This is a genomic window from Geodermatophilus aquaeductus (assembly GCF_900182545.1).
GTDB lineage: Bacteria > Actinomycetota > Actinomycetes > Mycobacteriales > Geodermatophilaceae > Geodermatophilus > Geodermatophilus aquaeductus.
This window is the reverse complement of record NZ_FXTJ01000005.1, coordinates 83,619-109,475: the sequence shown is the minus strand read 5'-3', so window position 1 is coordinate 109,475 and position 25,857 is coordinate 83,619. Positions and strand designations below refer to the sequence as shown.

Genomic DNA, 25,857 nt, shown 5'->3' with positions numbered 1-25,857 from the left:
GCGCGGGGTCAGTAGCCTCGACGGCGTGCGCATCGTCCGCTTCGCCTCGCCCTCGGGCATGTCCTTCGGAGTCCTCGACGGCGACGGCCAGGTCGCCCAGATCGAGGGCCACCCGTTCGGCACCATCTCCTTCACCGGCCAGCGCTTCGCGCAGGCCGACGTCCGGCTGCTCTCACCGATCCTGCCGAGCAAGGTCGTCTGCGTCGGCAAGAACTACGCCGACCACGTCAAGGAGATGAACACCGGCGACGCGCCCGAGCGCCCGCTGCTGTTCCTCAAGCCGTCGACGTCGGTCATCGGCCCGGGTGACGCCATCCGCATCCCCGCCGGCAGCACCAACGTCCACCACGAGGTCGAGCTCGCCGTGGTCATCGGGGCCCGCGGCGCGCGCAACCTGACGCCCGAGCAGGTCCCGGGCAGCGTCTTCGGCTACACGATCGGCAACGACGTCACCGAGCGGGACATGCAGAAGTCCGACGGGCAGTGGACCCGCGCCAAGGGCTTCGACTCGTTCTGCCCGCTGGGCCCGTGGATCGAGACCGACCTGCGCGGCCTGGGCAAGGACCCCGCCGACCTGGAGATCACCTGCACCGTCGACGGCGAGCCACGCCAGGCCGGGCGCACCAGCCAGCTGCTGTTCGACGTCCCGACGCTCGTCTCCTACATCTCGCAGGTGATGACGCTGCTGCCCGGCGACGTCGTCCTCACCGGCACCCCGGCCGGCGTCGGCCCGATCCGGCCCGGCCAGCGGGTGGAGTGCGCCATCGAGGCGCTGGGCTCGCTGACCAACTCGGTGAGCGGTGCCGACACCGCCTCCACCGCCGGGAGCGCCCGATGAGCACGGTGCGCACCCGCTTCTGCCCCTCGCCGACGGGCATGGTGCACGTCGGCCTGCTGCGCACCGCGCTGTTCAACTGGGCCCACGCGCGGCACACCGGCGGCGCGTTCGTCTTCCGCATCGAGGACACCGACGCCGCGCGCGACTCCGAGGAGTCCTACGGCCACCTGCTCGACTGCCTGCGCTGGCTGGGCCTGGACTGGGACGAGGGCCCCGAGGTCGGCGGCCCCCACGGGCCCTACCGGCAGTCCGAGCGCGCCGAGGTCTACCGCGACGTCGCGGCCCGGCTGCTCGAGGCCGGGCACGCCTACGAGTCGTTCTCGACCAACGAGGAGGTCGAGGCGCGGCGCCGGGCCGCCGGGCAGGACCCCAAGCTCGGCTACGACAACGCCGACCGCTTCCTCACCGACGCGCAGAAGGCCGCCTTCCGCGCCGAGGGCCGCGACCCGGTGCTGCGGCTGCGGATGCCCGACGAGGACCTCGTGTGGACCGACCTGGTCCGCGGTGAGGTCCGCTTCGCCGCGGGCTCGGTGCCCGACTTCGTCCTGGTGCGCGGCAACGGCGCGCCGCTGTACCCCTTCGTCAACCCCGTCGACGACGCGCTCATGGGCATCACCGACGTCCTGCGCGGCGAGGACCTGCTGCCCTCCACGCCCCGCCAGCTCGCCCTCTACGCGGCGCTGCAGGACGTCGGCGTCGCCAGCCGGACGCCGCGCTTCGGCCACCTGCCCTACGTCACCGGCGAGGGCAGCAAGAAGCTGTCCAAGCGCGATCCGCAGTCCAACGTCGACGTCTACCGCGAGCGCGGCTTCCTGCCCGAGGGGTTCGCCAACTACCTGGCGCTGCTGGGCTGGTCGATCGCCGAGGACCGCGACGTGTTCTCGATGGCGGAGATGGTCGAGGCCTTCGACGTCACCCGGGTCAGCGCCAACCCCGCCCGCTTCGACCTGAAGAAGGCCGAGGCCATCAACGCCACCCACGTGCGCGAGCTGCCGGTCGAGGAGTACGTCGACCGCGTGTTGCCCTTCCTCGCCGGCGCCGGCCTGGTGTCCGACCCGCCGTCGCCGGAGCAGGACCGCGTGCTGCGCGCGATCGCGCCGCTGGCGCAGGAGCGCACGGTGGTCCTGTCCGACGCCGTCGGCCTGCTCGGCTTCCTCTTCACCGACGACGTCGCCATCGACCCCGCGGCCGCCGCGAAGAACCTGCGGCCCGAGGACGGCGAGGTGCTCGACGCCGCCGCGGACGCGCTGCGCGACCTGGCCGACTGGAGCGCCGCCGGCATCGAGCAGGCGCTCAAGGCCGCGCTGGTCGACGGGCTGGGGCGCAAGCCCCGGCAGGCGTTCGGGCCGGTGCGGGTGGCGGTGAGCGGGCGCACGGTGTCCCCGCCGCTGTACGAGTCGATCGAGCTGCTCGGCCGCGAGCGCACGCTGGCGCGGTTCGCGGCGGCCCGGGCCTCGACGACGGGCACGCCGGGGTGACCGTCCCGCCCTGGGGCGGCCCGCCCCCGGCCGGCCCCGCCGGCTGGGACGGGGAGCCCTACACCGGCCCGCCGCCCACCGGTCCCTACGGGGCGCCGCCGCTCGTGCCCGGCACGCCGTACGGGCCCGGGGGAGGGCCGTGGGCGCCGGCCGGGGGCGGAGGACCGGGCCCGGTGCCGTGGCCGCTGGGGCCGGTGTCGCTGCCTCCCGGCCCGCACGGCCCGGCCGGCCCCGCGCTGCTCCCGCCCGGCCTCAAGCTCGCCCCGCCGCCCGGCACGCCCCCGCACGACGAGCCGGTGCCCTTCCTGCGGGCCATGCGGGCGCGGGACTGGGCGTGGTGGCGGCCGCTGCTGGGCCTGCTGCTGTTCGGTGTCGCCTACGGCGTCGCGGCGTTCGTCGTCGTCCTGCTGGTCGTGCTGACCGGCGTCTCCCCGGACCTGCAGCTGCTCGACCTGGTCGACCCCGGCGTGCTGCTGCTGACCAACCTCTCGCTCATCGTCGCGATCCCGATCGTCTGGCTGGTCTGGGTGGCCGCGCACGGCATGCGGCCGGGGTGGTCGTCGTCGGTGCTGGCCCGGCTGCGCTGGCGGCTGATCGCGCCGTTCACCCTGCTCGCCCTGGGCACGCTCGGCGTGGGCATCGTCGCGTCGGTGGTCCTGGGCTTCCTGCTGGGTGACTCGGGGGTCACCGGCCCGGTCGACGACGTGGGCTGGCTGCTGCTGGTCGTGGTCCTCACCACGCCGCTGCAGTCGGCGGCCGAGGAGTACGTCTTCCGCGGCTACCTCAGCCAGGCGATCTCGGGCTGGATCCGCAGCCCGCGGGCCGGCGCGATCACGGCCGCGGTCGTCACCGCGGCGCTGTTCTCGCTGGCGCACGCACCCGGCGACGTCGTCACGTTCCTCGACCGGTTCGCCTTCGGCCTGGCCGCCTCCGCCGTGGTGTGGCTCACCGGCGGCCTGGAGGCGGCGATCGTCCTGCACGCGGTGAACAACGTGCTGGTGTTCGTCCTGGCCGGGTTCCTCGGCGACGAGGTCGCCACCGAGGAGGTCCCGGCCGGCGTCGGGGTGCTGTACCTGCTGCTCACGCTGGCGTCGATGGGGGCCTACGTCGCGCTGGTGGCGGCGTCGCGCCGGCGGCTGCACCCGGAGGTGCTGACGGAGGCCCGCGACCTGCGGATCCCGGCGGGCGACCCGCGGACCCGGGGGTGGTGACACGTCGCCGTCAGGCGTCGGGTATCGTTCTCCCCGGCGCCGCGAGGTGCCGGCCAAGCCTTGGGGTATGGGGTAATTGGCAGCCCGACGGATTCTGGCTCCGTTAGTCTAGGTTCGAGTCCTGGTACCCCAGCGAGGAAGCACCACCTCCTCAGCACCACCGCACGACCAGCACCACAGCACCACCGCACGGCCCCGTCGTCTAGCGGCCCAGGACGCCGCCCTCTCACGGCGGTAGCGAGGGTTCGAATCCCTTCGGGGCTACAGCGCAGCGAGAGCCCCCGGTCACCGACCGGGGGCTCTCGCCGTTCCGTGACCGATCGCACGGTCGCCGGGAGCCGGCCCCCGTCGGGCCGCCGCCGGCGCCATGGCAAAATGGAGCACGTCCGGCCCCGTCGTCTAGCGGCCCAGGACGCCGCCCTCTCACGGCGGTAGCGAGGGTTCGAATCCCTTCGGGGCTACAGCACAGCAGGGCCCCCGGCCACCCGGCCGGGGGCCCTGCTGCGTTCCGTGCCCCGGACGGCGGACCCCGAGTGGCCCATGATCGCCAGCGGGCATAGCGTTCCCAGGGCCCCTCCCCAGGGCCGGGAACGGAGGCAGAACTGGTGATCCGGACGAGTCGCCGGCTGGCGGACGGCCGCGAGATCCTCTACTTCGACGCCGACGGCACACCCGCCCGCACGGCCGAGGACACCCGCGACCTCCCGCCGGTGGGCACCCGCTCCCAGCTGCGCTGGGACGCCCTGCTCGGTGAGTGGGTGGTGATCGCCGCCCACCGGCAGACCCGCACCTTCCTGCCCCCGGCCGACCAGTGCCCGCTGGACCCCTCCCGGCCCGGCCGGCCCACGGAGGTGCCGGAGAGCGACTACCAGGTCGTCGTCTTCGAGAACCGCTTCCCGTCCCTGGCCACCGGCGTCGACACCGACGTGGCACCCACCGCGCCCGGCGCCGCGCTCGCCGAGCTGCGCCCGGGGTTCGGCCGGTGCGAGGTGGTGCTGTTCACCAGCGAGCACGACCAGCACTTCGCCGGGCTGGGCCGCGAGCGCGCCCGCCTGGTCGTCGACGTCTGGGCCGACCGCACCGCCGAGCTCGGCGCCCTCGACGGCGTCGAGCAGGTCTTCTGCTTCGAGAACTCCGGCGAGGAGATCGGGGTGACGCTGTCGCACCCGCACGGGCAGATCTACGCCTACCCGTTCGTGACGCCGCGGGTGGAGAAGGTGCTCGCCTCGGTCCGCCGCCACCGGGAGGCCACCGGCGGGGACCTGTTCGCCGAGGTCGTGGAGTCCGAGCGCACCGGCCCGCGGGTGGTGGCCGCCAACGAGCACTGGGTCGCCTTCGTCCCGGCCGCGGCGCGCTGGCCCTACGAGGTCCAGCTGTTCCCCACCCGCCGGGTGCCCGACCTGCCGGCCCTCGACGACGCCGAGCGGGACGCGCTGGCCGAGGTCTACCTCGACGTCCTCGGCCGCTTCGCGCACCGCATGGACACCCCGATGCCCTACATCGCGGCGTGGAACCAGGCGCCGGTGCGCACCGGCCGCGAGGACTGGTGGCTGCACCTGCAGCTGTTCTCGCTGCGCCGCGCACCGGGCAAGCTGAAGTACCTCGCCGGCTCGGAGTCGGGCATGGGGGCGTTCATCACCGACACCAACCCCGAGGACGTCGCCGAGCAGCTGCGCACCGTGGTGGTCCCGTGAGCGAGCTGCCGACGGACGAGGAGGCGGCCGCCCGCGCCGCCGAGGCGTTCACGACGCGGTTCGGCGGCGCCCCCGAGGGCGTCTGGGCCGCGCCGGGCCGGGTCAACGTGATCGGCGAGCACACCGACTACAACGGCGGTCACGTGCTGCCGGTCGCGCTGCCGCACACCACGCGCGCCGCGCTCGCCCGCCGCGACGACGGCCGCGTCGTCCTCGTCTCGGCCCAGCACGCCGACGCCGACGCGGACGTCGCCGTCGTCGACCTCACGCCGGGCACCCCCGGCGGCTGGGCCGGCTACCCGGCCGGCGTCCTCCACCAGCTGCGCGAGCACCTGCCCGGCGGGCTGAGCCTGCTCGTCGACGGCGACGTCCCGGCCGGGGCCGGGCTGTCCTCCTCCGCCGCGCTGGAGTGCGCCGTCGCGCTGGCGCTGCGCGACCTGCTCGGCCTGGACCTCGGCCCCGGCGACCTCGTCGACGTCGCCCGGCGGGCCGAGAACGACTTCGTCGGCGCGCCCACCGGCATCCTCGACCAGTCCGCGTCGGTGCTGTGCACCGCCGGGCACGCGCTGTACCTCGACACCCGCGACCGCAGCAGCGAGCAGGTGCCCCTCGACCTCGAGGCGGCCGGGCTGGCGCTGCTGGTGGTCGACTCGGGCACCACCCACGACCACGCCGCCAGCGGCTACGGCGACCGCCGCCGCGAGTGCGAGGAGGCCGCCCGCCGGCTCGGCGTCGGCCTGCTGTGCGACGTCCGGGACGTCGCCGACCTCGCGTCCCTGGACGACGGCAGCCCCGAGGGCGCGGTGCTGCTGCGCCGGGCCCGCCACGTGGTCAGCGAGGACGCCCGCGTCGAGGAGGTCGTCGGCCTGCTGCGCGCCGGCGGCGACCCGCGGGAGGTCGGCCCGGTGCTCACCGCCGGGCACGCCTCGCTGCGCGACGACTTCGAGGTGTCGGTGCCCGAGCTCGACGCCGTCGTGGAGGTGGCGCTGGCCGCCGGTGCGCACGGCGCCCGCATGGTCGGCGGCGGCTTCGGCGGCAGCGCCGTCGCCCTCGTCGACGCCGCTGCCGTGGACGACGTCGCCGCCGCCGTGAGCGAGCGCGCCGGCGCCCCCCGTTCCTACGTCGTCGTCCCCGCCGCGGGGGCCCGGCGCCTGTCGTGACCCGACCCGAGTGGAGGCCTGAGTGGACGATCTGAGACTGGACGCGACGTTCGTCGACTACCTGCTGGTGGCCGCCTACTTCGGCGTCGTGCTGCTGATCGGTGCCGCCGCGCGGCGGCGGGTGTCCGACAGCCTGGACTTCTTCCTGTCGGGCCGCTCGCTGCCCGCGTGGGTCACCGGGCTGGCGTTCATCTCGGCCAACCTCGGGGCCGTCGAGATCGTCGGCATGTCGGCCAACGGCGCGCAGTACGGCATGAGCACCATGCACTACTTCTGGATCGGCGCGGTCCCGGCCATGCTGTTCCTCGGCATCGTGATGATGCCCTTCTACTACGGGTCGAAGGTCCGCAGCGTCCCGGAGTTCATGCGCCGCCGGTTCGGCACCGGCGCCCACCTGGTCAACGCGCTCAGTTTCGCCGTCGCCCAGATCCTCATCGCCGGCATCAACCTCTACCTGCTCGCCACCATCGTCGAGGCGCTGCTGGGCTGGCCGCTGTGGCTGTCCCTGATCGTCGCGGCGGCCGTGGTGCTCAGCTACATCACCCTCGGCGGGCTGTCGGCGGCGATCTACAACGAGGTCCTGCAGTTCTTCGTCATCGTCGCCGCGCTGCTGCCGCTCACGCTCATCGGCCTGCACCGGGTCGGCGGCGTCGGCGGGCTGGTCGACAAGGTCACCGACGCCGGCCGCGCCGAGGAGCTCACCTCCTGGCCGGCCACGGAGCTGTCCGGGATCGACAGCCCGGTCCTGTCGGTGATCGGCATCGTGTTCGGCCTCGGCTTCGTGCTGTCCTTCGGCTACTGGACGACGAACTTCGTCGAGGTCCAGCGGGCCATGGCGACCAAGACCATGTCGGCCGCGCGGGCGACGCCGGTCATCGGCTCGTTCCCGAAGATGTTCGTCCCGTTCATCGTCGTGATCCCGGGCATCATCGCCACGGTCCTGGTCCCGGAGGTGATCGAGGCCCGGGCGGCGTCGGACACCGAGTTCGACTACAACAACTCGATCCTGCTGCTCATCCGCGACGTCCTGCCCAACGGCCTGCTCGGCGTCGCCCTCGCCGGCCTGCTGGCGGCGTTCATGGCCGGCATGGCGGCCAACATCTCCGCCTTCAACACCGTCTTCAGCTACGACCTGTGGCAGCAGTACGTGAAGAAGGACCGGCCCGACGGCTACTACCTCGCCGTCGGCCGGTGGGCCACCGTCGGCGCCACCGTGGCCGCCATCGGGACGGCGATCATCGCGTCCGGCTACACGAACCTGATGGACTACCTGCAGACGCTGTTCGGGTTCTTCAACGCCCCGCTGTTCGCCACCTTCATCCTCGGCATGTTCTGGAAGCGGATGACGCCGACGGCGGGCTGGATGGGCCTGGTGTCCGGGACGCTGGCCGCGGTCGCCGTCGCCTTCCTCAGCGAGGACGCGTTCGGGACGGCGTCGCTGGGCGTGCTCCCGATCGGCGGTCAGGGTGCGAGCTTCGTCGCCGCGAGCGCCGCGTTCGTCGTCGACATCGTGGTGAGCGTCGTGGTGAGCACGATGACCGCGCCCAAGCCGGTCGCGCAGCTCGCCGGCCTCGTCTACTCCGAGACGCCCAAGGAGCAGCGGACCGACCCCGACGCGCACCGGCTGCCCTGGTACCAGTCGCCGACCAAGCTGGCCGGTATCTCGCTGGTCATGGTCATCATCCTCAACGTGATCTTCCGCTGACGTCAGGAGCACGGTCATGAGCAGCAGCAGCAACCGCTCGGCACCGGCCAAGCAGGCGGCCGGGGCCTTCGACGTCCGCAACGTCATCGCCGCCCTCATCGGCTTCTACGGCGTGGTGCTCGTCCTCGCGGGCATCTTCGGGAACTCGCCGGAGGAGCAGGCCAAGACCGGCGACGTCAACGCCAACCTGTGGGCCGGCCTCGCGATGGTCGTCTTCGCCGCGGCGTTCGCGCTGTGGTCACGGCTGCGCCCGATCGTCGTCGAGACCCCGCCGGACCGGCAGGACCCCGAGGACGACGGCAGCGGCACGACGGCCGGCCCGTCCGTGCGCAAGGACTGAGGGCCGGCCGCCGTCGCGCGGGTCAGCAGGTCGGGAGGAAGGACATCTGGATCGTCATCACGCCGCCGCAGCCGCTGCGGTCCCAGTCCGAGCCGGTGCCCGGCGTGTTCGTCGTCGCCCCGTCGCCGAGCACCACGGCGAGCGCGACGGCCGCGGCGGCGGCCAGGACGACGGTGACGGCGACGATCGCGAGCAGCATGCGGTGGGCGGCGGCCCAGGCGACGGCGGGGGAGTGGACGGCGGTGGTCATCGGGAGCCTCTCCGGGCGCGGCGCGGGACCGCCCCTGGTGGTGCCGGACCCGGGCGGGACGACCCGGTAGCGGCGACGTTCCGCCCCGGCGGGGCGTGGCGGAATACGTCGACGTGCGTATCCCGGAGGCACCCGCGTCCGCCCTAGCGTCGCTCCCACCGGCCGACGGGGGGTGCTGGCCCATGGGCACCGGTCACCTGCACGCGCACGACGCCGACGACCTGCTGACCCTGCTCCGGGCCGCCCGGTCCGAGGACCCCGGACCCGTGCTGCCCTGGGGGCTGCTCGAGGGGCTGGTGCACCTGGTGCCCTGTGCCCTCGTCGTGACCTGCCGGCTGCTCGACCACCGGGACCGCCGGACCGTCGTCGTCCAGGGGGTGCTGGCCGACGGGACGCGGGGTGTCGAGCACGCCGACGCCCGGGCGCTGGAGGGTCCGCACGGCCGGCTGCGCTCGCCGCTGACCGGAGGACCGCGGTGCGTCCGCGCCCTGCGCCGCGCGCTGACCTCCCCGTTCCCCCACCCGGCGAACGGAGGAGGGCCGGCGCACGCGGCGGTGCGGACCGACGTGCCCGGGGAGCTGGTGGTGACCATGCGGTCGCCGGCGGGTCCGGTGGCGCACCTGCTCCTCCTCCGGACCGACGGCGAGCCGTTCCCCGACCGGGACCCCGCGCTCCTGGAGCTGGCCCGCCCGCACCTGGTGGAGGCGTGGACGGCCGCCGAGCGGCGCCGGGCCGGGATCCCGCCGCTGACCGCGCGGGAGTGGGAGGTGCTCGCGCTCGCCGGGGCCGGACTGGTCCCCGAGGAGATCGCCGCGGCCCTGTGCATCGCCGTCGGCACGGCGCGCAAGCACGCCGAGCACGTCCGGGAGAAGTGCGGCGCGCACACCCTGGCCGAGGCGGCCGCGCGGTGCCTGCCCCAGGGCCCGGGGCCCCTGTTCCCGGCCGCCCGGGACGGGCTCAGCTCTCCAGGACTCAGCGCTCCAGGACGGTGACCGGCACCCGCTGCACCAGGTTGTTCGCCATCCCCTGGCGGTTCCACGGCTGCTCGACCGGCTGCAGGCCCTCGGCGTCGGCGGCCCGGACGACGACCTCGTACCTGCCGGGCACGGCGTCCCACGGACACGTCCACGCCCGCCAGGCCCAGGGGTGCGCGGGGTCGGCCGGCGCCAGGTCGGCCGGCGTCCAGCTGTCCCCGCCGTCGGTGCTCACCTCGACCGCGGTCAGCGCGGCGCGGCCGGACCACGCGCGGCCGGTCAGCGTCACCGTGCCGGGGGACACGAAGCGCTCGCGGGTCATGAAGTCGGGGTAGCCCGGCGGGGCCAGCAGCGCCCGCGGCGCGATGCGGGTGACCGGGGCGCCGGCCTCGTGCGCCTCGGTCTTCACCCGATAGGCCGTGGCGTTCTGGAACCCCTCGAAGGGATGCTCGAGCACCTCGACGCGGGTCAGCCACTTCACGTGCGCCATGCCGTACCAGCCGGGGACGAGCAGCCGCAGCGGCGCGCCGTGCTGCGGCGGCAGGGGAGCGCCGTTCACCGCCCACACGAGCAGCACGTCGGGGCGCATCGCCTCGGCCACCGGCAGGCCGCGGGCGTAGTCCTGCTCGACGCCGCGCTCGACGCCGTGGTCGGCGCCGGTGAAGACGACGTCGACGGCCCCGGGGGACACCCCGGCCTCCTCCAGCAGCGGCGCCAGCGGCGTCCCGGTCCACTCGGCGTTGCCCACCGCCTCGAGCAGCCACGGCTGGCTGACCGGGCGCGGCTCGAGCCGGGCGCGGCCGTTGCCCGCGCACTCCAGCAGCACCCGCGCGGTGACGGCCGGGCGGCGGCGCAGGTCGTCGAGGTCCAGTCGCAGCGGCCGCCCGACCGCGCCGGTCACCTCCAGCCGCCACTGGTCGGGGTCGACGGCGGGGATGTCGTAGTGCGTGAGCACGTAGTGCAGGCCCGGCGGCGTGACGTCGTAGCGCAGCGCCTCCAGGGGCAGGCCGTGGTTGCGGGTGGCCAGGGCGAGCTCGTCCAGCCCGATGCCCTCGCCGGGGCCGGCGATCCGGGCGCGCCCGCGGGTGGTCGGCTCCGTCGTCGTCATGCGGGCAGTCTCCGCCCGCGCCCGGACGGGGTGAACCCCTCCGGCGGCGGGTCTCCCGCCCGGCGCCGCGGCGGCCTACCGTCGACGGACACGGGCCGACGGCGGGAGCACCCCATGGGCACCGGTCAGCTGCGCGAGGGCGACGCCGACGCCCTGTCCGACCTGCTGCGGGCCGCCCGGGGCGAGGACCAGGGGCCGGTGCTGCCGTGGGTGCTGCTCGAGGGCCTGCTGCGGCTGGTCCCGTGCGACCTCGACGTCACCTACCAGGCGCACGACCACCGGCACCGGCAGTCCCTGCTGGTCCAGGGGGTGATGCCCGACGGCACCCGGGGGGTCGAGCAGCCGGAGCCGACGGCTCCCGACGACCGCTTCTGGCAGCTGTGGTGGTCGTCGATGTGCAGCTGGCCCCAGCGCACCGGCGACCTCGCCAGCGTGGTCCACACCGGGGACTTCCACCCGACCGAGCGGGCCCGCCGGGCCGACCCCATGCACGCCCAGGTGCAGACCGACGTCACCGCGGAGCTGATGGTGTCGCTGCCCGCGCCACCGGGGGAGGCCCGGCGGCTGCTCTTCATGCGGTCGTGCGGCACGCCGTTCGACGAGCGGGACCGGCGGCTGCTCGAGCTGGCCCGCCCGCACCTGCACGAGGTGTTCCTGCTGGCCGAGCGCCGCCGGGCGGGTGTGCCGCGGCTGACCCGCCGGGAGTGGGAGGTGCTGGCGCTGGCCGGGGCGGGCCTGTCCACCGAGGACATCGCGGCCGCCCTGTGGATCTCCCGCGGCACCGTGCGCAAGCACGCCGAGCACATCCGCGAGCGGTGCAGGACGCACACGCTCGCCGAGGCCGCCGCCCGCGCCCTGCCGCACGCGCCGGCGGCCGTGGCGCAGGGGTGACGACGTGCGCTCAGCAAGCCGCTCGCGCGATGGCGGCCGCCGTCTCCAGCACCGCCCCCACCACCTCGGGGCTCGGGCGGCGGCCCAGCCGCTCGACCGGCCCGGAGATCGACACCGCGCCGAGCACCGCGCCCGCCGGGTCGCGCACCGGCGCCGACAGCGAGGCGACGCCGGGCTCGCGCTCGGCCACGCTGTGCGCCCACCCGCGACGGCGGACGTCGAGCAGCGTGCGGGCGGTGAAGCTGGCCTGCGGCAGCAGCGGCGTCACCTCCTCCGGCGGGGCGAAGGCCAGCAGCGCGTGCGCCGCCGAGCCCGCCGTCATGGGCAGCCGCGCGCCGACCGGGACGGTGTCGCGCAGGCCGTGCGCCCGCTCCGCAGCCGCGACGCACACCCGCGAGCCGCCCTCGCGCACGTAGAACTGGGCGCTCTCCCCGCTGGCGTCGCGCAGCGTGGCCAGGTGCCGCCCGGCGACCCGCGCGAGGTCGGCGCTGCCGTGGCTGAGCTCGGTCAGCGCCGGCCCGGGCGCCCAGGTGCCCGCCGGCGTGCGCCGCAGCAGCCGGTGCCCCTCCAGCGCGACGGCCAGCCGGTGGGCCGTCGCGCGCGGCAGGTCGGTGCGCGCGACGAGGTCGGCGAGCGACGCCGGCTCCTGCGCGACGGCGCGCAGGATGGCCACTGCTTTGTCCAGCACGGCAACGGGGTTAGGCTGTCCCACACAGCGATACTCCCATCCCACGTGATGAGACACCACCGTGGGATGACCCGAACCCGGGAGGGACCCCGTGCCGAAGACCCTGGCGGAGAAGGTCTACGACGCCCACGTCGTGCGCAGCGCCGCGGGTGAGCCCGACCTGCTCTACATCGACCTGCACCTCGTGCACGAGGTCACCAGCCCGCAGGCCTTCGACGGGCTGCGCGCCGCCGGCCGCCGGGTCCGCCGCCCCGACCTGACGATGGCCACGGAGGACCACAACGTCCCGACGCTGGAGGTCCTCAAGCCGATCGCCGACCCGGTCAGCCGGGCGCAGGTCGAGGCGCTGCGCCGCAACGCCGCGGAGTTCGGCATCCGGCTCGCGCCCATGGGCGACCGCGACCAGGGCATCGTGCACGTCATCGGCCCGCAGCTCGGGCTCACCCAGCCCGGGCTGACCATCGTCTGCGGTGACAGCCACACCTCCACCCACGGCGCCTTCGGCGCGCTGGCGTTCGGCATCGGCACCAGCGAGGTCGAGCACGTGCTGGCCACCCAGACGCTGCCGCAGTACCGGCCGAAGCAGATGGCCGTCACCGTCGAGGGCGAGCTGCCCGAGGGCGTCTCGTCCAAGGACGTCATCCTCGCCGTCATCGCCAAGATCGGGACCAACGGCGCCGCGGGCCACGTCATCGAGTACCGCGGCAGCGCCATCGAGGCGCTGTCGATGGAGGCCCGGATGACGATCTGCAACATGTCGATCGAGGCCGGCGCCCGCGCCGGGATGATCGCCCCCGACGAGACGACGTTCGCCTACCTGCAGGGCCGCCCGCACGCCCCGCAGGGCGCCGACTGGGACGCCGCCGTCGCGTACTGGCGGACGCTGCGCACCGACGAGGGCGCGGTCTTCGACACCGAGGTCGTCATCGACGCCACCGAGCTCTCGCCCTTCGTCACCTGGGGCACCAACCCGGGCCAGGGCCTGCCGCTGACCGAGCGGGTGCCCGACCCGGCCGACCTCGCCGACGACAACGAGCGCCGCGCCGCCGAGCAGGCGCTGGCCTACATGGGCCTGACGCCGGGCACCCCGCTGCGCGAGATCGAGGTGGACACCGTCTTCCTCGGCTCCTGCACCAACGGCCGGATCGAGGACCTGCGCACCGCCGCCGAGCTGCTGCGCGGCAAGCGGATCGACGCCAACACCCGGATGCTCGTCGTCCCCGGCTCGATCGGCGTCAAGGCGCAGGCCGAGGCCGAGGGCCTGGACCGCGTGTTCACCGAGGCCGGCGCCGAGTGGCGGGGCGCGGGGTGCTCGATGTGCCTGGGCATGAACCCCGACCAGCTCAAGCCGGGCGAGCGGTCGGCGTCGACCAGCAACCGCAACTTCCAGGGCCGGCAGGGCAAGGGCGGGCGCACCCACCTGGTGTCGCCGTCCGTGGCCGCCGCGACGGCCCTCACCGGCCGCCTCACCGCCCCCGCCGACCTCGCCGAGACCGTGCTGGCCACCCGCCCCACCACCCCGACGGGAGTCTGAGCCCGATGGACGCCTTCACCACACACACCGGCACCGCCGCCCCGCTGCGCCGCAGCGCCGTCGACACCGACCAGATCATCCCGGCCGAGTACCTCAAGCGGATCACCCGCACCGGGTTCGAGGACGGCCTGTTCGTCGCCTGGCGCACCAACGAGCCGGACTTCGTGCTCAACCAGCCGCAGTACGCCGACGCCACGGTCCTCGTGGCCGGCCCCGACTTCGGCACCGGCTCCTCGCGCGAGCACGCCTGCTGGGCGCTGCTCGACGGCGGGTTCCGCGTGGTCATCAGCTCGCGGTTCGCCGACATCTTCAAGAACAACTCGACCAAGTCCGGCCTGCTCACCGTCGTCCTCCCGCAGGCCGACGTCGAGGCGCTGTGGCAGGCGGTCGAGGCCGACCCGACGACGCCGGTGACGGTGGACCTGCAGGCCCGCACGGTCACCTACGGCGACACCACGGTGCCGTTCGAGGTCGACGAGTACACCCGCTGGCGGCTGCTCGAGGGGCTCGACGACGTCGGCCTCACCGAGCGGCACCTCGCCGACATCGAGACCTTCGAGGCGCAGCGCCCGTCCTGGCTGCCGCGGGCGCTGCCCGCCCTCCCTGCCTGACCGACGACCCCGGCGCGCCTACGTGGGCGCGTCGGGGTCGGGGCCGAGGTCGCGGTAGTAGTCGGCGAGCAGCGCGCCGGGACGGCCGCCGAGGGCCCACACGCTGCCCTTCGCCGCCGGCGGGTGCAGCCGCCCGGCGACCCCCTCCCAGCGGACGCCCAGGCTCATCAGCACCGACGGGATCGCCCCGCCCTGGCTGCAGACCACCGCGACACCGGGCTGCTCGCGCGGCTCCAGCAGCCGCTCGATCGCGGCCAGGCCGGCCTGCGGGTCGGCGCTGAACTCCTCCTCGCCCAGCTCCGGCAGGGAGCGGACCGGCAGGCCGGTGCGCTCGGCCAGCGGCTCGAGGGTCTGCCGGCAGCGGACGCGCTCGGCGCTCAGGAGCTCGCACGGGCCGAACACCGGCAGGACGTCGGCGAGCTGCCGCGCCTGCCGCCAGCCCCGGGTCTCCAGCGGCCGCTCGTCGTCGGGGCCGTCCCAGTCGCTGCGGCTGCCGGCCTTGGCGTGGCGCACCAGCAGCAGCGTCGGCGTCGGCGGGACGTCGTCGCGGACGAGGTCGGTGACCACCCGCCGGTCGTGCTCGTGGGTGACCAGCGCCGCGGCCTCCTCGACCGGCAGCCAGCGCAGCTCGTCGACCTCGTGGTTGGGCACGAACGGCTGCTCGGTGCCGACCGCGCGCATGAGCCAGTAGTCCACCTGCTTGGGCCCGGTGGCGACCTCGTAGCGCGTGCGCAGGCTGCGCCGGCCGGCCACCACCTGCAGGCCGGTCTCCTCGACGACCTCCCGCACCGCGGCGGTCAGCGCGTTCTCCCCGGCGTCGAGCTTGCCCTTGGGCAGCGACCAGTCGTCGTAGCGCGGGCGGTGCACGACCACGGTCTCGACCCCGCCGCCGGCGGCCGGCCGCCACACCACCCCGCCTGCGGCCGCGACGACCGCGCCGCGCTCAGTCGGCATGCTCGGTGACCAGGCGCATGAGCCGTGCCTGGTGGTCCCGGGTCCCGGTGCGGGTCCAGCGGCCCTCGGGGCCCAGCTCCCAGCAGCGCACGCCGGGGGCCATGGCGTCGTCGAACATCGCCTGCAGCTGGCGCTGGGCGGTGTCGTCGCAGACCCGCAGCAGCACCTCCACCCGGCGGTCGAGGTTGCGGTGCATGAGGTCGGCGCTGCCCAGCCAGAACTCCGGCTCGCCGTCGTTGGTGAAGGCCATGACCCGCGAGTGCTCGAGGAACCGGCCCACGATCGAGCGCACCCGGATCGTCTCCGACAGGCCGGGGACGCCGGGCCGCAGCGCGCAGATGCCGCGGATGAACAGCTCCACGGGCACGCCGGCCCGGGAGGCCTCGTAGAGGGCGTCGATGACCCGCTCGTCGACCAGCGAGTTCACCTTGATCCGGATGCCCGCCGGCCGGCCCTCGGCGGCGTGCCGCGCCTCCCGGCGGATCTTCTCGACCAGGCCGCTGCGGACGCCGTGCGGCGCCACCATCAGCTGCCGGTAGGCCGTCTGGCGCGAGTAGCCGGTGAGCACGTTGAACAGGTCGGTGAGGTCGGCGCCCACCCGCGGGTCGGCGGTGAGGATGCCGAGGTCCTCGTAGAGCCGCGCCGTCTTCGGGTTGTAGTTGCCGGTGCCGATGTGCACGTAGCGGCGCAGCACGCCGTTCTCCCGGCGCACCACCAGCGCCGTCTTGCAGTGGGTCTTGAGCCCGACCAGGCCGTAGACGACGTGGCAGCCGGCCCGCTCCAGCGACCGGGCCCAGGTGATGTTGGCCTGCTCGTCGAAGCGCGCCTTGATCTCGACGAGGACGACGACCTGCTTGCCCGCCTCGGCGGCGCTGATGAGCGCGTTGACGATCGGCGAGTCCCCGGAGGTCCGGTAGAGCGTCTGCTTGATCGCCAGCACGTGCGGGTCGGCGGCGGCCTGCTCGATGAACCGCTGCACGCTGGTGGCGAACGAGTGGTACGGGTGGTGGACGAGCACGTCGCCCTCGCGCAGCGTCGCGAAGACGCTCTTGGGCGTCTCGCCCTCGGACAGGCGCGGGTGGGTGGCCGGCACGAACGGCTCGTCCTTGAGCTCCGGGCGGTCGATGTCGTACAGCGCCCACAGCGACGAGAGGTCCAGCAGCCCGGGCACCGTGACGACGTCCTGCGGGCTCATCTCCAGCTCGGAGACCAGCACGTCGAGGATCTGCGGGTCCATCGTCTCGGTGACCTCGAGGCGCACCGCCGGGCCGAAGCGCCGGCGTGCGAGCTCGCGCTCGAGGGCCTGCAGGAGGTCCTCGTCGCGGTCCTCCTCCACCTCGAGGTCGGCGTTGCGGGTCACCCGGAACAGGTGGTGGTCGAGGACGTCGAGGCCCGGGAACAGCTGCGGCAGGTGCGCGGCGATGAGGTCCTCGAGCGGCAGGAACGTCGCCTCGGAGTCCACCGGCCCCACGGGCACGAACCGCGGCACGTTGTTGGGCACCTTGAGCCGGGCGAAGCGCGGGCCGCCGGTCTCGGGGTCGCGGACGACGACGGCGAGGTTGAGCGACAGGCCGCTGATGTAGGGGAACGGGTGCGCCGGGTCCACGGCCAGCGGCGTGAGCACCGGGAAGACCTGGTCGCGGAAGTACTCGCGCAGCCGCCGCGTCTGGGTCTCGGCGAGATCCTCCCAGTGCACGATCCGGATGCCCTCGGCCTCCAGCCGCGGGGTGACGTCCTGCTGGAAGCAGACCGCGTGCCGGTGCACGAGCTCCTGGGTGCGCTGGGTGACCCGGGCCAGCTGCTCGCGGATGGTCAGCCCGTCGGGGGAGCGCACGGTCAGCCCGGTGCTCTGCCGGCGCTTCAGCCCCGCGATGCGCACCATGTAGAACTCGTCGAGGTTGCCCGCGAAGATCGCCAGGAACTTCGCCCGCTCCAGCAGCGGCAACGAGGTGTCCTCGGCCAGCTCCAGCACCCGCGCGTTGAAGTCCAGCCACGACAGCTCCCGGTTGAGGAAGCGGTCCGCCGGGAGGGCGGGCGGCTCCTCGGGGGACCGTGCGGGGACCTCGGGCGACGTCGTCTCGGCTGCCACGGCCTCATCGTGCCCCACCGAGGTGAACGGCGAGGAGCGCGCGGGGGACTCAGGCAGCCGGCCGCGGCAGGCGCGGCAGCAGCGCCGCCGTCGCGGTGCCGACGCCGAGGCGCACGGCGGCGGCGAGGTCGGCGGGGGTGTCGACGTCGCGGCGCAGGCCCGGCCACCCGCCGGCCAGCGGCAGCGCGCCGGCGGCGGCGTGCGCGGCGGCCGAGCCCCGTCCGAAGCGCGGGTCCAGCGGCACGCCCGCCGCGGTCAGCAGCGTGGTCCCCGTGCCCGCGGCGTCGGCGACGAAGCAGCGCGGGGCGCCGGCGGCGGCGGCCAGCGCGGCGGCGAGCTCGTCGGGCCGCAGTGCGGGCAGGTCTGAGGACAGGGCGGCCACGGCGTCGCCGCCGCTGGCCCGGGCGCCGTGGGCCAGCGCCGGGTTGAGGCCGCGGTCCGGCTCGTCGGGGACGGTGCGCGCGCCGAGGGCCCGCACGGTGGCGGCGGCGCGCTCGTCGTCGGTGACGACGACGACGTCGGCGACCGCGGCGCAGTCCCGGGCCGCGGCGACGGTGTCGGCCAGCAGCGCGAGCACGAGGTCCGCGTGCACCCCGGGACCGCCGCCGGTCAGCGGGACCAGGCGGGTCTTGGCCGCGCCGAGCCGCTTCGCCGGGACGACCAGGGACCACCGCACGGCGTCCATGTGAGCACACGCGCCCGCCCGCGCGCCGACGCCGGCGACCCCCGGTGCGCACGCCGACCCGGGGGAGGGTCGATCATGTGCCGGTCGTCACGACGAGCGGAGGGGTGCCGGTGACCGAGGAGCAGTCCTCCGGGGCCACGGCTGGGGGTGCGGCGCTCGGGCGCCGCGAACTGCACGTGCGCGGCCGGCTGCCGTGGTCGCTGAAGCTGGCGGTCGTGGTCATCTACCCGATCGCCTCGCTGCTGTTCCGGCTCCGCTACCGCCACGGTGACCGGCTGCCGCGCACCGGTCCGGTGCTGCTCGTGGCCAACCACGTCTCGGTCCTCGACCCGCTGGCCTGCGCGCGCCTGGTCTACGACAACGGGCGGGTCCCGCACTTCCTCGCCAAGGAGGCGGTGTTCAAGGGCCTGGCGGGGAAGATCCTCCGGCACGCCGGGCAGATCCCGGTCTCCCGCGGTTCCGCCGAGGCCCGCGGCTCCCTCGCCGCCGCGGCGGCCGACCTCGAGGCGGGCAACGTCGTCGTGATCTACCCCGAGGGCTCGGTGACCCGCGATCCCGGCTGGTGGCCCATGCAGGCCCGCACCGGCGTCGCGCGGCTGGCGCTGACCACGGACGCCGTCGTCGTGCCGGTGGCGCAGTGGGGTCCGCAGCGGGTGCACGACTACCACACCAAGAAGCTGCACCTGCGGTTCCGGACGCCGACCGAGTACTCCCTCGGCGAGCCGGTCGACCTCGCGGCGCTGCGCGCGGAGGTGCGGGCGGGGAAGGCGCTCACCCCCGACCTGCTGCGGGAGACCACCGACCTGATCATGGGCCGGGTGCGCGACCTGCTGTCCGAGGTGCGGGGCGAGCCCGCGCCGCCGGCCTTCGCCCCCCGCCCGCGGCGCGCGCTGCCGGGGGACGCCGCGTGAGCGCCCGCGCCGCCGTCCTCGGTGCCGGCTCCTGGGGCACCACCTTCGCCAAGGTCCTCGCCGACGCCGGCTGCACGGTGTCCCTGCACGCCCGCCGGCCGGAGCTGGCGAAGGCGATCGCCGAGTCGGGGGAGAACGCCGAGTACCTGCCCGGGGTGGCGCTGCCCGGTGCGCTGACGGCCACCCCCGACGCCGCGGAGGCCCTCGACGGCGCCGACGTCGTCGTCCTCGCCGTCCCCTCGCAGTCGCTGCGGGCCAACCTGCTCGAGTGGACGCCGCTGCTGCCGCCCGACGCGACGCTGCTGTCGCTGATGAAGGGCGTCGAGCTCGGCACGACCAAGCGGATGAGCGAGGTCATCCGCGAGGTCACCGGCGCCGGGCCCGACCGGGTGGCCGCGCTGTCGGGCCCGAACCTCGCCCGCGAGATCGCCGAGGAGCAGCCGGCGGCCACCGTCATCGCCTGCCCGGACCCCGACCGCGCCGCCCGCCTGCAGGCCGCCTGCCTCACGCCCTACTTCCGGCCCTACACCAACGCCGACCTGGTGGGCTGCGAGCTGGGCGGTGCGGTGAAGAACGTCATCGCGCTGGCCTGCGGCATCGCCGAGGGCATGGGCTTCGGCGACAACACCCGCGCCTCGCTGATCACCCGCGGCCTGGCCGAGACCACCCGCCTGGGCGTGGCGCTGGGTGCCGAGCCCGCCACCTTCGCCGGCCTGGCCGGGCTGGGCGACCTCGTGGCCACCTGCAGCTCGCCGCTGTCGCGGAACCGGACCTTCGGGGAGAAGCTGGGCCGCGGCCTGTCGCTGGAGGAGGTGCAGGCCACCACCCGGCAGACCGCCGAGGGCGTCAAGAGCTGCCGCCCGGTGCTCGACCTGGCCCGCGCCCACGGCGTCGACGTGCCGGTGACCGAGGCGGTCGTGCGGGTGTGCCACGAGGACGTCCCGGCCGCGCAGATGGTGAAGGAGATCATGTCCCGCGAAGCGAAGCCGGAGTGAGCGACGCACCTGCAGGCGGAGCCGGAGTGACGGACCTGCCCGCCGGGTGGGGGGACGGGACCCGGTCGGTCCACGCGGGTGACGCGCCGCCGGTGCCGGGCACCCCGCTGCGCCCCTCGCCGGTGTTCGCCGCGCCCTTCCACCTCGGCGACCGGCCGCCGCGCGCCGGCGGCGTCGACGCCTACGCCCGCACCGAGCACCCGACGTCGCGCGCCTTCGAGACCGCGGTCGGCGAGCTCGACGGCGGCCGGTGCCTGTCGTTCGGCACTGGCATGGCCGCGATCACCGCGGCGGTGCTGGCGCTGGTGTCGGCCGGCGACCGGCTGGTGCTGCCCGCCGACGGCTACTACACGACCCGGCTGCTGGCGCGCGACGAGCTCGAGCGGCTCGGGGTGCGGGTCGAGTACGTGCCGACCGTCGAGATCGCCGACGTCGCCGCCCGCGGGGACCTCGACGGCGCGCGGATGGTCTTCCTCGAGACGCCGAGCAACCCCCAGCTCGACGTCTGCGACATCGCCGCCGTGGCCGCCGCGACCCGCGCCGCCGGGGCGCTGCTCACCGTCGACAACACCACCGCCACCCCGCTGGGCCAGCGGCCCCTGGAGCTGGGCGCCGACCTCACCGTGGGCGCCGACACCAAGGCGCTGACCGGGCACAGCGACCTGCTGCTCGGCCACGTGAGCACCACCTCCGAGGAGGTGTTCGACCGGGTGAAGGGCTGGCGCGACCACACCGGCAGCACGCCCGGCGCCTTCGACGCCTGGCTCGGGCACCGCTCGATGAGCACGCTGGACCTGCGGCTGACCCGCCAGGGCGAGACGGCCGCGGCCGTGGCCGAGGTGCTGGCCGGGCACCCGGCCGTGACCGGCGTGCGCTGGCCGTGGCTGCCCTCGGACCCCTCGCACGCGCTGGCGACCCGGCAGATGCTGCGGCCGTTGGGCGTGGTCTCCGCCGAGCTCGCCGACGAGGCGGCGGTGTCCCGGTTCCTCGCCGCGAGCAGGCTGTGGACCGCGGCCACGAGCTTCGGCGGCGTGCACAGCACCGTGGACCGGCGGGCGCAGTGGGGCGGGGACGCCGTCCCCGCGGGGTTCCTGCGCTTCTCCTGCGGCATCGAGGACACCGGCGACGTCGTCGCCGACCTCACCGCGGCGCTCGACGCCGCCGCCTGACCCGCGTGAGCCGCACGACCCTCGACCGCGTCCTGGCCGCCGGCCCGGTGCTGCACCGCGGCCGCGACAGCGACTACCGGGCGCTGGCCTGGGCGGGCGGGGAGCCGCACCGGGTGCGCCGCGAGCTGGTCTGGCCCACCTGGGAACCGCCGCGGCACGGGACGCGGGCGGTGGCCTGCCTCGCGCACGTCACCGACCTGCAGCTGGCCGACGTGTGCTCGCCGGCCCGCTTCGAGTTCTTCCACCGCTTCGAGGCCGATCCGCGGATGCGCGCGCTGGTGCCCATGCACCGTCCGCAGGAGGCGCTCACCGCGCACGCCGTCGACGCGCTCGTGCGCACCCTCAACGGCCTGGCCGGCGGGCCGCGGACGGGGCAGCCGCTGCAGGTCGTCGTCACCACCGGCGACGCGATCGACAACGCGCAGTGGAACGAGCTGGAGCTCTACCTCGCCGTGCTGCGCGGGGGAGTGGTCTCACCCGGCGCCGGGCTGACCGCCTACGACGGCGTGCAGGCCTCCGGCTGGCCGCACGACCTGTTCTGGCGGCCCGACGACGACGGCGGCCTCCACCACCAGCGCTTCGGCTTCCCCGCCCGCCCCGGGCTGCTGGAGGCGGCGTTCGCGGCCTTCGCCGCCGAGGGGCTGCGGCTGCCGTGGCTGGGCTGCCACGGCAACCACGAGGCGCTCATCCAGGGCGTCGGCGTCCCCACGCCCGCGCTGGCCGCGCTGCTCGGCTCCGGGCGCAAGCCGGTCGACGTCGACCCCGCCCTGCCGCTGGACGACGCCCTGCACCTGTTCACGCACTCCTCGGAGGTCTTCACCACCGCCACCTCCCGCGCGGTGACCTCGGTGGCCGACCGCCGGTTCATCGACCGCCGGGCGTTCGTGGCGGCGCACCTCGCCGACGGAGGGGCGCCCACCGGGCACGGGTTCACCGAGGACAACCTGCGCGAGGGCACCGCCTACTACGCGTGGGACGGGCTGCCGGGCGTCCGCGTGGTCTGCCTGGACACCACGCGGGTCACCGGCGGCACCGCGGGCTCGGTCGACGCCGAGCAGGCGCGGTGGCTGGAGGAGCGGCTGCGCGAGGTGTCGTCGTCGGCGCCCGGTCCCGACGGCGGGCGGGTGGCCACCGGCAACGCCGACCGGTTTGTGGTGCTGCTGTCCCACCACGGGTCGAGCACGCTGACCCGCGCCGACGCCCTCGGGCGCCGGCCCGCGGCCGGGGACGACGCCCTCGGCGCCCCCGAGCTGCTGGCGCTGCTGCACCGCTACCCGAACGTCGTCCTCTGGCTCAACGGGCACACGCACGTCAGCGAGGTGCGGCCCTGGGCGCACCCGCACGAGCCCGGCCGCGGCCTGTGGGAGGTCACCACCTGCGCCGTCGTCGACTGGCCCGGGCAGGCCCGGCTGGTGGAGCTGCTCGACAACGGGGACGACACGCTGTCGATGGTCTGCACGATGGTCGACCACGACAGCCCCGCCCGCCCGCCGGCCGCCGAGGACCCGGCCGCGCGCGACCCCGCCGCGCTGGCCGCCCTGCACCGGGAGCTCGCCGCCAACGTGCCGTGGGCCGGGCTCGGGTCGGGGCTGGCCGGCACCCCCGCCGACCGCAACGTCGAGCTGGTCCTGCGAGCCCCCTTCTGAGCCGGCGACGGTGTGCGCTGGCGCCGCGTTCCGGGCCGCGGGATGCCGCGTCCGCGCACACGCTCCGGTCAGGCCGAGGTGATGTGCGTCCGTGGCGCGTTCTCAGGCCCGGATGCGCCACCGACGCACATCACCGGGCCGCGAGCCGGCGACGGTGTGCGCTGGCGCCGCGTTCCGGGCCGCGGGATGCCGCGTCCGCGCACACGCTCCCCGGCGCCGGTGGGCTAGGCGGTGCGGGCGGCCCGGCGGCGGCGGTGGGCGGCGCGGGCGGTGAGCCAGCCGCTGAAGGCGAGGTAGTAGACGACGTAGGCGAACGACAGCACCACCACGACCGGGTGCGGGTCGGGGTACTGCAGCAGCAGCACCGCGTAGGTCACCAGCCAGACGACGGTCAGCGAGAGGCTGACCTGCCACAGCGCCTCGGTGCGCGACGGGTACAGGTAGCGCACCGGCACGAACACCAGCACCGAGCACACGACCAGCACGACGGCGACGACGACCTGCGAGAGGTCGAGCACCACCGCGTAGAAGGCGACGACGTTCCAGTAGCTGGGGAAGCCGAGGAAGGTGTGGTCGTCGGTCTTCGCGTCGACCCGGCAGAACTGGTAGCTCGAGGCCAGCAGCGGCAGCGCGGCCAGCAGCCAGCCGATCCACGAGTGCGACAGCGCGCCGGTGGTCCACAGCAGGACGACGGGCGCGAAGACGTAGGTCAGGTAGTCGACGATGTTGTCCAGCAGCGAGCCGTCGAACCAGGGGATCGTCTCCTTGACCCGCGCGCGGCGGGCCAGCATCCCGTCGGTGCCGTCGATCCACAGCGCCGCCAGCCCGAGCCACAGCGCGGTGACCGCCTCGCCCTCGAACGCGGCGAGCACCACGAGGAGCGCCAGCACCGAGCCCAGCGCGGTGTAGGCGTGCACCGCAGCACCCGCCAGCCGCAGCCAGAGCGGGAAACGGCGCGCCGGGGCGTCCCCGTGCTCGTCCCCCTGGTGCGCCGTCGTCGCCGGAGGCCGGGGGTCCACCGGAGGGGCCGCGTTCTCCCGCATCGCCGACGAGGTTCCCACACCGCGCGGGCGTCAGCCCCGCGGGAGACGCGGAACGCGTGTGGGGCGTCGACTAGGGTCGGCCGCGATGAGCGGGTCAGGCAGGGTGCGTGTCGCGGTCGTGTTCGGGGGGCGCAGCGCGGAGCACGCCATCTCCTGCGTCTCCGCCGGGAGCGTGATGGCGGCGCTGGACCCGGAGCGCTACGAGGTGGTCCCGGTCGGCATCGCCCGCGACGGCCGGTGGGTGCTCGCCGACGCCGGCCAGCGGCTGGCCATCGACGGCGGCCGGCTGCCCGAGGTCACCGGCGGGACGGCGGTGTCCCTGGTCGGCGACCCCGCCGGCCGCGGCCTGGCCGTCCTCGACGCCGCGACCGCGATCGGTCCCGCGCTCACCGAGGTCGACGTCGTCTTCCCGGTGCTGCACGGCGCCTACGGCGAGGACGGGACCATCCAGGGCCTGCTGGAGATGAGCGGCCTGCCCTACGTGGGCTCCGGGGTGTTCGCCAGCGCCGCCTCGATGGACAAGGAGTTCACCAAGAAGCTCCTGGCCGCGGCGGGGCTGCCGCAGGGCGACCACGTCGTCCTCCGCGACGCCGAGGGCGCGCTGACGGCCGACCCCGACGCGCTCTCGGCCGCCGACCGCGAGCGGCTGGGGCTGCCGGTCTTCGTCAAGCCCTCGCGCGCGGGGTCGAGCATCGGCATCACCAAGGTCACCGACTGGGCGCAGTTCCCCGAGGCCGTGGCCACCGCGGCCGCCGTCGACCCGAAGGTCGTCGTCGAGGCCTCCGTGCCGGGCCGGGAGATCGAGTGCGGGGTGCTGGCCGGCCGCGACGGCGGGCCGCCCGAGGCCAGCCTGCCCGCCGAGATCCGGCTCAAGCCGGGCACCGACTGGTACGACTTCGACGCCAAGTACCTCGACGACGCCGTCGAGTTCGACGTCCCGGCCGACCTCACGCCCGAGCAGACGCGCAGGGTGCAGGAGGCCTCCCGCCGCGCCTACCTCGCGATGGACTGCGAGGGGCTGGCCCGGGTGGACTTCTTCCTCGGCGCCGGGCCCGACGGCCGCGAGCGGCTCGTGATCAACGAGGTCAACACGATGCCGGGCTTCACGCCGATCTCGATGTTCCCGCGGATGTGGGCGGCCAGCGGGGTGTCCTACGCCGAGCTGGTCGACCGGCTGGTCGCCTCGGCGCTGGCGCGCGCGGGCCGGCCGGGGGACCTGCGGACCCCCCGGTGACCCCGGGCCGCCGCGCGGCCGTGCTCGCCGGGCTGCTCGCGCTCGGCCCCACCACCGGCTGCACGCCCACCAGCGCCACCCCGGCGGAGGTGGACGCGGCGCCCGCCACCCCGGAGACCGTGGAGGACCTCGGGGAGCTGCTGCTCGAGGAGGTGCCCTCCGGGCTGCCCCGGATTCCCGACGCCGACCTCCGGCCGCCGGCCGGCGCGAAGACCGTCGACGACGTCGCCACGTACGCCGACGACCCCGCCCGCGAGCGCGCGGTGCTGCGGGAGTACGGCTACCGGCACGGCTGGGAGCGCTTCTGGGGGTCGACGACCGGCCCGCTCACCAGCGTCTTCCTCGACCAGTTCGACGACGCCACCGGCGCGGCCACCTACGCCGAGGACCTCGCCGGCAACGACGCCGAGGTCTACGACGGCGTGCTGCGGCGCGGCCCGTCCTCGCTGCCCGACGGCTGCAGCCTGCTCACCGTGGCGCAGGCCGACCCCGCGACGGGGCTGTCCGGCCCGGCGGCCTTCGCCTGGTGCGCGCACGGGGTGTTCAGCGTCGCGGTGACCGCCGTGGCCGGGAACGAGCAGGCCGCCTCCGACGAGGTGCACGCCGCCGTGCGGGCCCAGCTCGACCGGCTGCCGGCCGGCTGAGCGGG

24 protein-coding genes and 3 tRNA genes are annotated in these 25,857 nt (G+C 75.2%); 20 read left to right on the top strand and 7 right to left on the bottom strand.

Going from position 1 to position 25,857, the window contains the following annotated elements:
• The first annotated feature begins 25 nt into the window (after positions 1–25).
• The 10 genes from FN207_RS14000 (at position 26) to FN207_RS13955 (ending at position 8,426) form a co-directional block, all read left to right on the top strand.
• Entirely contained in the window at positions 26–838 is an 813-nt protein-coding gene (locus FN207_RS14000; protein ID WP_142459116.1) for a fumarylacetoacetate hydrolase family protein, read from the top strand.
• A complete protein-coding gene (gene gltX, locus FN207_RS13995; RefSeq protein WP_142459115.1) occupies positions 835–2,316 on the top strand; it encodes a glutamate--tRNA ligase in 1,482 nt (493 codons plus the stop codon). Before FN207_RS14000 ends, gltX begins: the two co-directional genes overlap by 4 nt.
• Positions 2,313–3,527: a CPBP family intramembrane glutamic endopeptidase gene (locus tag FN207_RS13990; RefSeq protein ID WP_142459114.1), complete on the top strand. Its 1,215-nt coding sequence runs from the start codon at positions 2,313–2,315 to the stop codon at positions 3,525–3,527. Before gltX ends, FN207_RS13990 begins: the two co-directional genes overlap by 4 nt.
• A 61-nt stretch (positions 3,528–3,588) precedes the next feature.
• Positions 3,589–3,660: transfer RNA gene (locus FN207_RS13985), tRNA-Gln, on the top strand.
• Positions 3,661–3,718: 58 nt separating this feature from the next.
• Positions 3,719–3,791 (top strand) — tRNA-Glu (locus FN207_RS13980).
• A 124-nt stretch (positions 3,792–3,915) separates the two neighbouring features.
• Positions 3,916–3,988 (top strand) — tRNA-Glu (locus FN207_RS13975).
• Between the two features lie 144 nt (positions 3,989–4,132).
• Positions 4,133–5,221: a galactose-1-phosphate uridylyltransferase gene (galT, locus tag FN207_RS13970; protein ID WP_142459113.1), complete on the top strand. Its 1,089-nt coding sequence runs from the start codon at positions 4,133–4,135 to the stop codon at positions 5,219–5,221.
• Complete coding sequence (gene galK, locus FN207_RS13965) at positions 5,218–6,381, top strand: galactokinase (RefSeq protein ID WP_221888197.1); 1,164 nt, start codon at positions 5,218–5,220, stop codon at positions 6,379–6,381. The genes galT and galK overlap by 4 nt, the downstream gene beginning before the upstream one ends.
• A 22-nt stretch (positions 6,382–6,403) precedes the next feature.
• Positions 6,404–8,086, top strand: a complete 1,683-nt coding sequence (locus FN207_RS13960; RefSeq protein WP_142459112.1) for a sodium:solute symporter family protein — start codon at positions 6,404–6,406, stop codon at positions 8,084–8,086.
• Positions 8,087–8,102: 16 nt separating this feature from the next.
• Positions 8,103–8,426 carry a hypothetical protein gene (locus FN207_RS13955; protein WP_221888196.1) on the top strand — a complete coding sequence of 108 codons (324 nt, stop codon included), beginning with the start codon at positions 8,103–8,105 and terminating at the stop codon, positions 8,424–8,426.
• Positions 8,427–8,448: 22 nt separating this feature from the next.
• Here FN207_RS13955 and FN207_RS13950 read toward each other — a convergent pair whose 3' ends face one another.
• Positions 8,449–8,676 (bottom strand): hypothetical protein, encoded by a 228-nt coding sequence (locus FN207_RS13950; RefSeq protein WP_142459111.1) that lies wholly within the window; start codon positions 8,674–8,676, stop codon positions 8,449–8,451.
• Positions 8,677–8,858: 182 nt separating this feature from the next.
• On the opposite strand from FN207_RS13950, the gene FN207_RS13945 reads away from it, so the two are divergent.
• Positions 8,859–9,668 carry a helix-turn-helix transcriptional regulator gene (locus tag FN207_RS13945; RefSeq protein ID WP_142459110.1) on the top strand — a complete coding sequence of 270 codons (810 nt, stop codon included), beginning with the start codon at positions 8,859–8,861 and terminating at the stop codon, positions 9,666–9,668.
• Here FN207_RS13945 and FN207_RS13940 read toward each other — a convergent pair.
• Positions 9,649–10,758 (bottom strand): sulfite oxidase, encoded by a 1,110-nt coding sequence (locus FN207_RS13940; protein ID WP_142459109.1) that lies wholly within the window; start codon positions 10,756–10,758, stop codon positions 9,649–9,651. The genes FN207_RS13945 and FN207_RS13940 overlap by 20 nt on opposite strands.
• Before the next feature lie 114 nt (positions 10,759–10,872).
• Between FN207_RS13940 and FN207_RS13935 the strand changes: the two genes are divergently transcribed.
• Positions 10,873–11,649: a helix-turn-helix transcriptional regulator gene (locus FN207_RS13935; protein WP_142459108.1), complete on the top strand. Its 777-nt coding sequence runs from the start codon at positions 10,873–10,875 to the stop codon at positions 11,647–11,649.
• A gap of 10 nt (positions 11,650–11,659) precedes the next feature.
• On the opposite strand, the gene FN207_RS13930 is transcribed toward FN207_RS13935, so the two are convergent.
• Complete coding sequence (locus FN207_RS13930; protein WP_246066047.1) at positions 11,660–12,337, bottom strand: IclR family transcriptional regulator; 678 nt, start codon at positions 12,335–12,337, stop codon at positions 11,660–11,662.
• A gap of 91 nt (positions 12,338–12,428) precedes the next feature.
• Here FN207_RS13930 and leuC point away from each other — a divergent pair, with 91 nt between their 5' ends.
• Together leuC and leuD are read left to right on the top strand one after the other, a co-directional pair.
• Entirely contained in the window at positions 12,429–13,871 is a 1,443-nt protein-coding gene (gene leuC / locus FN207_RS13925) for a 3-isopropylmalate dehydratase large subunit (protein WP_142459106.1), read from the top strand.
• A 5-nt stretch (positions 13,872–13,876) separates the two neighbouring features.
• On the top strand, positions 13,877–14,482 hold the full coding sequence (leuD, locus tag FN207_RS13920) for a 3-isopropylmalate dehydratase small subunit (protein WP_142459105.1): 606 nt from the start codon (positions 13,877–13,879) through the stop codon (positions 14,480–14,482).
• Positions 14,483–14,500: 18 nt separating this feature from the next.
• Here leuD and FN207_RS13915 read toward each other — a convergent pair whose 3' ends face one another.
• Genes FN207_RS13915 through cofC form a run of 3 tightly spaced genes read right to left on the bottom strand, consistent with a single transcriptional unit; the run spans position 14,501 to position 18,210 of the window.
• Positions 14,501–15,436: an NUDIX hydrolase gene (locus FN207_RS13915; RefSeq protein WP_142459104.1), complete on the bottom strand. Its 936-nt coding sequence runs from the start codon at positions 15,434–15,436 to the stop codon at positions 14,501–14,503.
• The gene (locus tag FN207_RS13910) at positions 15,426–17,525 is read right to left on the bottom strand and encodes an RNA degradosome polyphosphate kinase (RefSeq protein ID WP_246066046.1); all 2,100 of its coding nucleotides are present in this window, start codon (positions 17,523–17,525) and stop codon (positions 15,426–15,428) included. Before FN207_RS13910 ends, FN207_RS13915 begins: the two co-directional genes overlap by 11 nt.
• A gap of 49 nt (positions 17,526–17,574) precedes the next feature.
• Positions 17,575–18,210, bottom strand: a complete 636-nt coding sequence (gene cofC / locus FN207_RS13905; protein WP_142459102.1) for a 2-phospho-L-lactate guanylyltransferase — start codon at positions 18,208–18,210, stop codon at positions 17,575–17,577.
• 110 nt (positions 18,211–18,320) lie between these two features.
• Here cofC and FN207_RS13900 point away from each other — a divergent pair, with 110 nt between their 5' ends.
• The 4 genes from FN207_RS13900 to FN207_RS13885 are packed head-to-tail and all read left to right on the top strand — an operon-like array spanning position 18,321 to position 22,931.
• On the top strand, positions 18,321–19,121 hold the full coding sequence (locus tag FN207_RS13900) for a lysophospholipid acyltransferase family protein (RefSeq protein ID WP_221888195.1): 801 nt from the start codon (positions 18,321–18,323) through the stop codon (positions 19,119–19,121).
• Entirely contained in the window at positions 19,118–20,116 is a 999-nt protein-coding gene (locus tag FN207_RS13895) for an NAD(P)H-dependent glycerol-3-phosphate dehydrogenase (RefSeq protein ID WP_142459101.1), read from the top strand. The genes FN207_RS13900 and FN207_RS13895 overlap by 4 nt, the downstream gene beginning before the upstream one ends.
• Positions 20,117–20,142: 26 nt before the next feature.
• Positions 20,143–21,285, top strand: a complete 1,143-nt coding sequence (locus FN207_RS13890; RefSeq protein WP_142459100.1) for a cystathionine gamma-lyase — start codon at positions 20,143–20,145, stop codon at positions 21,283–21,285.
• A 5-nt stretch (positions 21,286–21,290) separates the two neighbouring features.
• Positions 21,291–22,931, top strand: a complete 1,641-nt coding sequence (locus FN207_RS13885; RefSeq protein WP_185938341.1) for a TIGR03767 family metallophosphoesterase — start codon at positions 21,291–21,293, stop codon at positions 22,929–22,931.
• 224 nt (positions 22,932–23,155) lie between these two features.
• Here the strand turns inward: FN207_RS13885 and FN207_RS13880 are convergent, their stop codons facing one another.
• Positions 23,156–23,950: a CDP-alcohol phosphatidyltransferase family protein gene (locus tag FN207_RS13880; protein WP_246066045.1), complete on the bottom strand. Its 795-nt coding sequence runs from the start codon at positions 23,948–23,950 to the stop codon at positions 23,156–23,158.
• A 109-nt stretch (positions 23,951–24,059) separates the two neighbouring features.
• On the opposite strand from FN207_RS13880, the gene FN207_RS13875 reads away from it, so the two are divergent.
• The gene (locus tag FN207_RS13875; protein WP_142459098.1) at positions 24,060–25,208 is read left to right on the top strand and encodes a D-alanine--D-alanine ligase family protein; all 1,149 of its coding nucleotides are present in this window, start codon (positions 24,060–24,062) and stop codon (positions 25,206–25,208) included.
• The gene (locus FN207_RS13870) at positions 25,205–25,852 is read left to right on the top strand and encodes a hypothetical protein (protein ID WP_142459097.1); all 648 of its coding nucleotides are present in this window, start codon (positions 25,205–25,207) and stop codon (positions 25,850–25,852) included. The genes FN207_RS13875 and FN207_RS13870 overlap by 4 nt, the downstream gene beginning before the upstream one ends.
• Positions 25,853–25,857 lie beyond the last annotated feature (5 nt).

Coding starts and splice junctions, on each gene's coding strand:
- gltX (WP_142459115.1), top strand. CDS start 835: ATGAGCACGGTGCGCACCCGCTTCTGCCCCTCGCCGACGGGCATGGTG.
- FN207_RS13955 (WP_221888196.1), top strand. CDS start 8,103: ATGAGCAGCAGCAGCAACCGCTCGGCACCGGCCAAGCAGGCGGCCGGG.
- FN207_RS13950 (WP_142459111.1), bottom strand. CDS start 8,676: ATGACCACCGCCGTCCACTCCCCCGCCGTCGCCTGGGCCGCCGCCCAC.
- FN207_RS13945 (WP_142459110.1), top strand. CDS start 8,859: ATGGGCACCGGTCACCTGCACGCGCACGACGCCGACGACCTGCTGACC.
- FN207_RS13940 (WP_142459109.1), bottom strand. CDS start 10,758: ATGACGACGACGGAGCCGACCACCCGCGGGCGCGCCCGGATCGCCGGC.
- FN207_RS13935 (WP_142459108.1), top strand. CDS start 10,873: ATGGGCACCGGTCAGCTGCGCGAGGGCGACGCCGACGCCCTGTCCGAC.
- leuD (WP_142459105.1), top strand. CDS start 13,877: ATGGACGCCTTCACCACACACACCGGCACCGCCGCCCCGCTGCGCCGC.
- FN207_RS13915 (WP_142459104.1), bottom strand. CDS start 15,436: ATGCCGACTGAGCGCGGCGCGGTCGTCGCGGCCGCAGGCGGGGTGGTG.
- cofC (WP_142459102.1), bottom strand. CDS start 18,210: ATGGACGCCGTGCGGTGGTCCCTGGTCGTCCCGGCGAAGCGGCTCGGC.
- FN207_RS13875 (WP_142459098.1), top strand. CDS start 24,060: ATGAGCGGGTCAGGCAGGGTGCGTGTCGCGGTCGTGTTCGGGGGGCGC.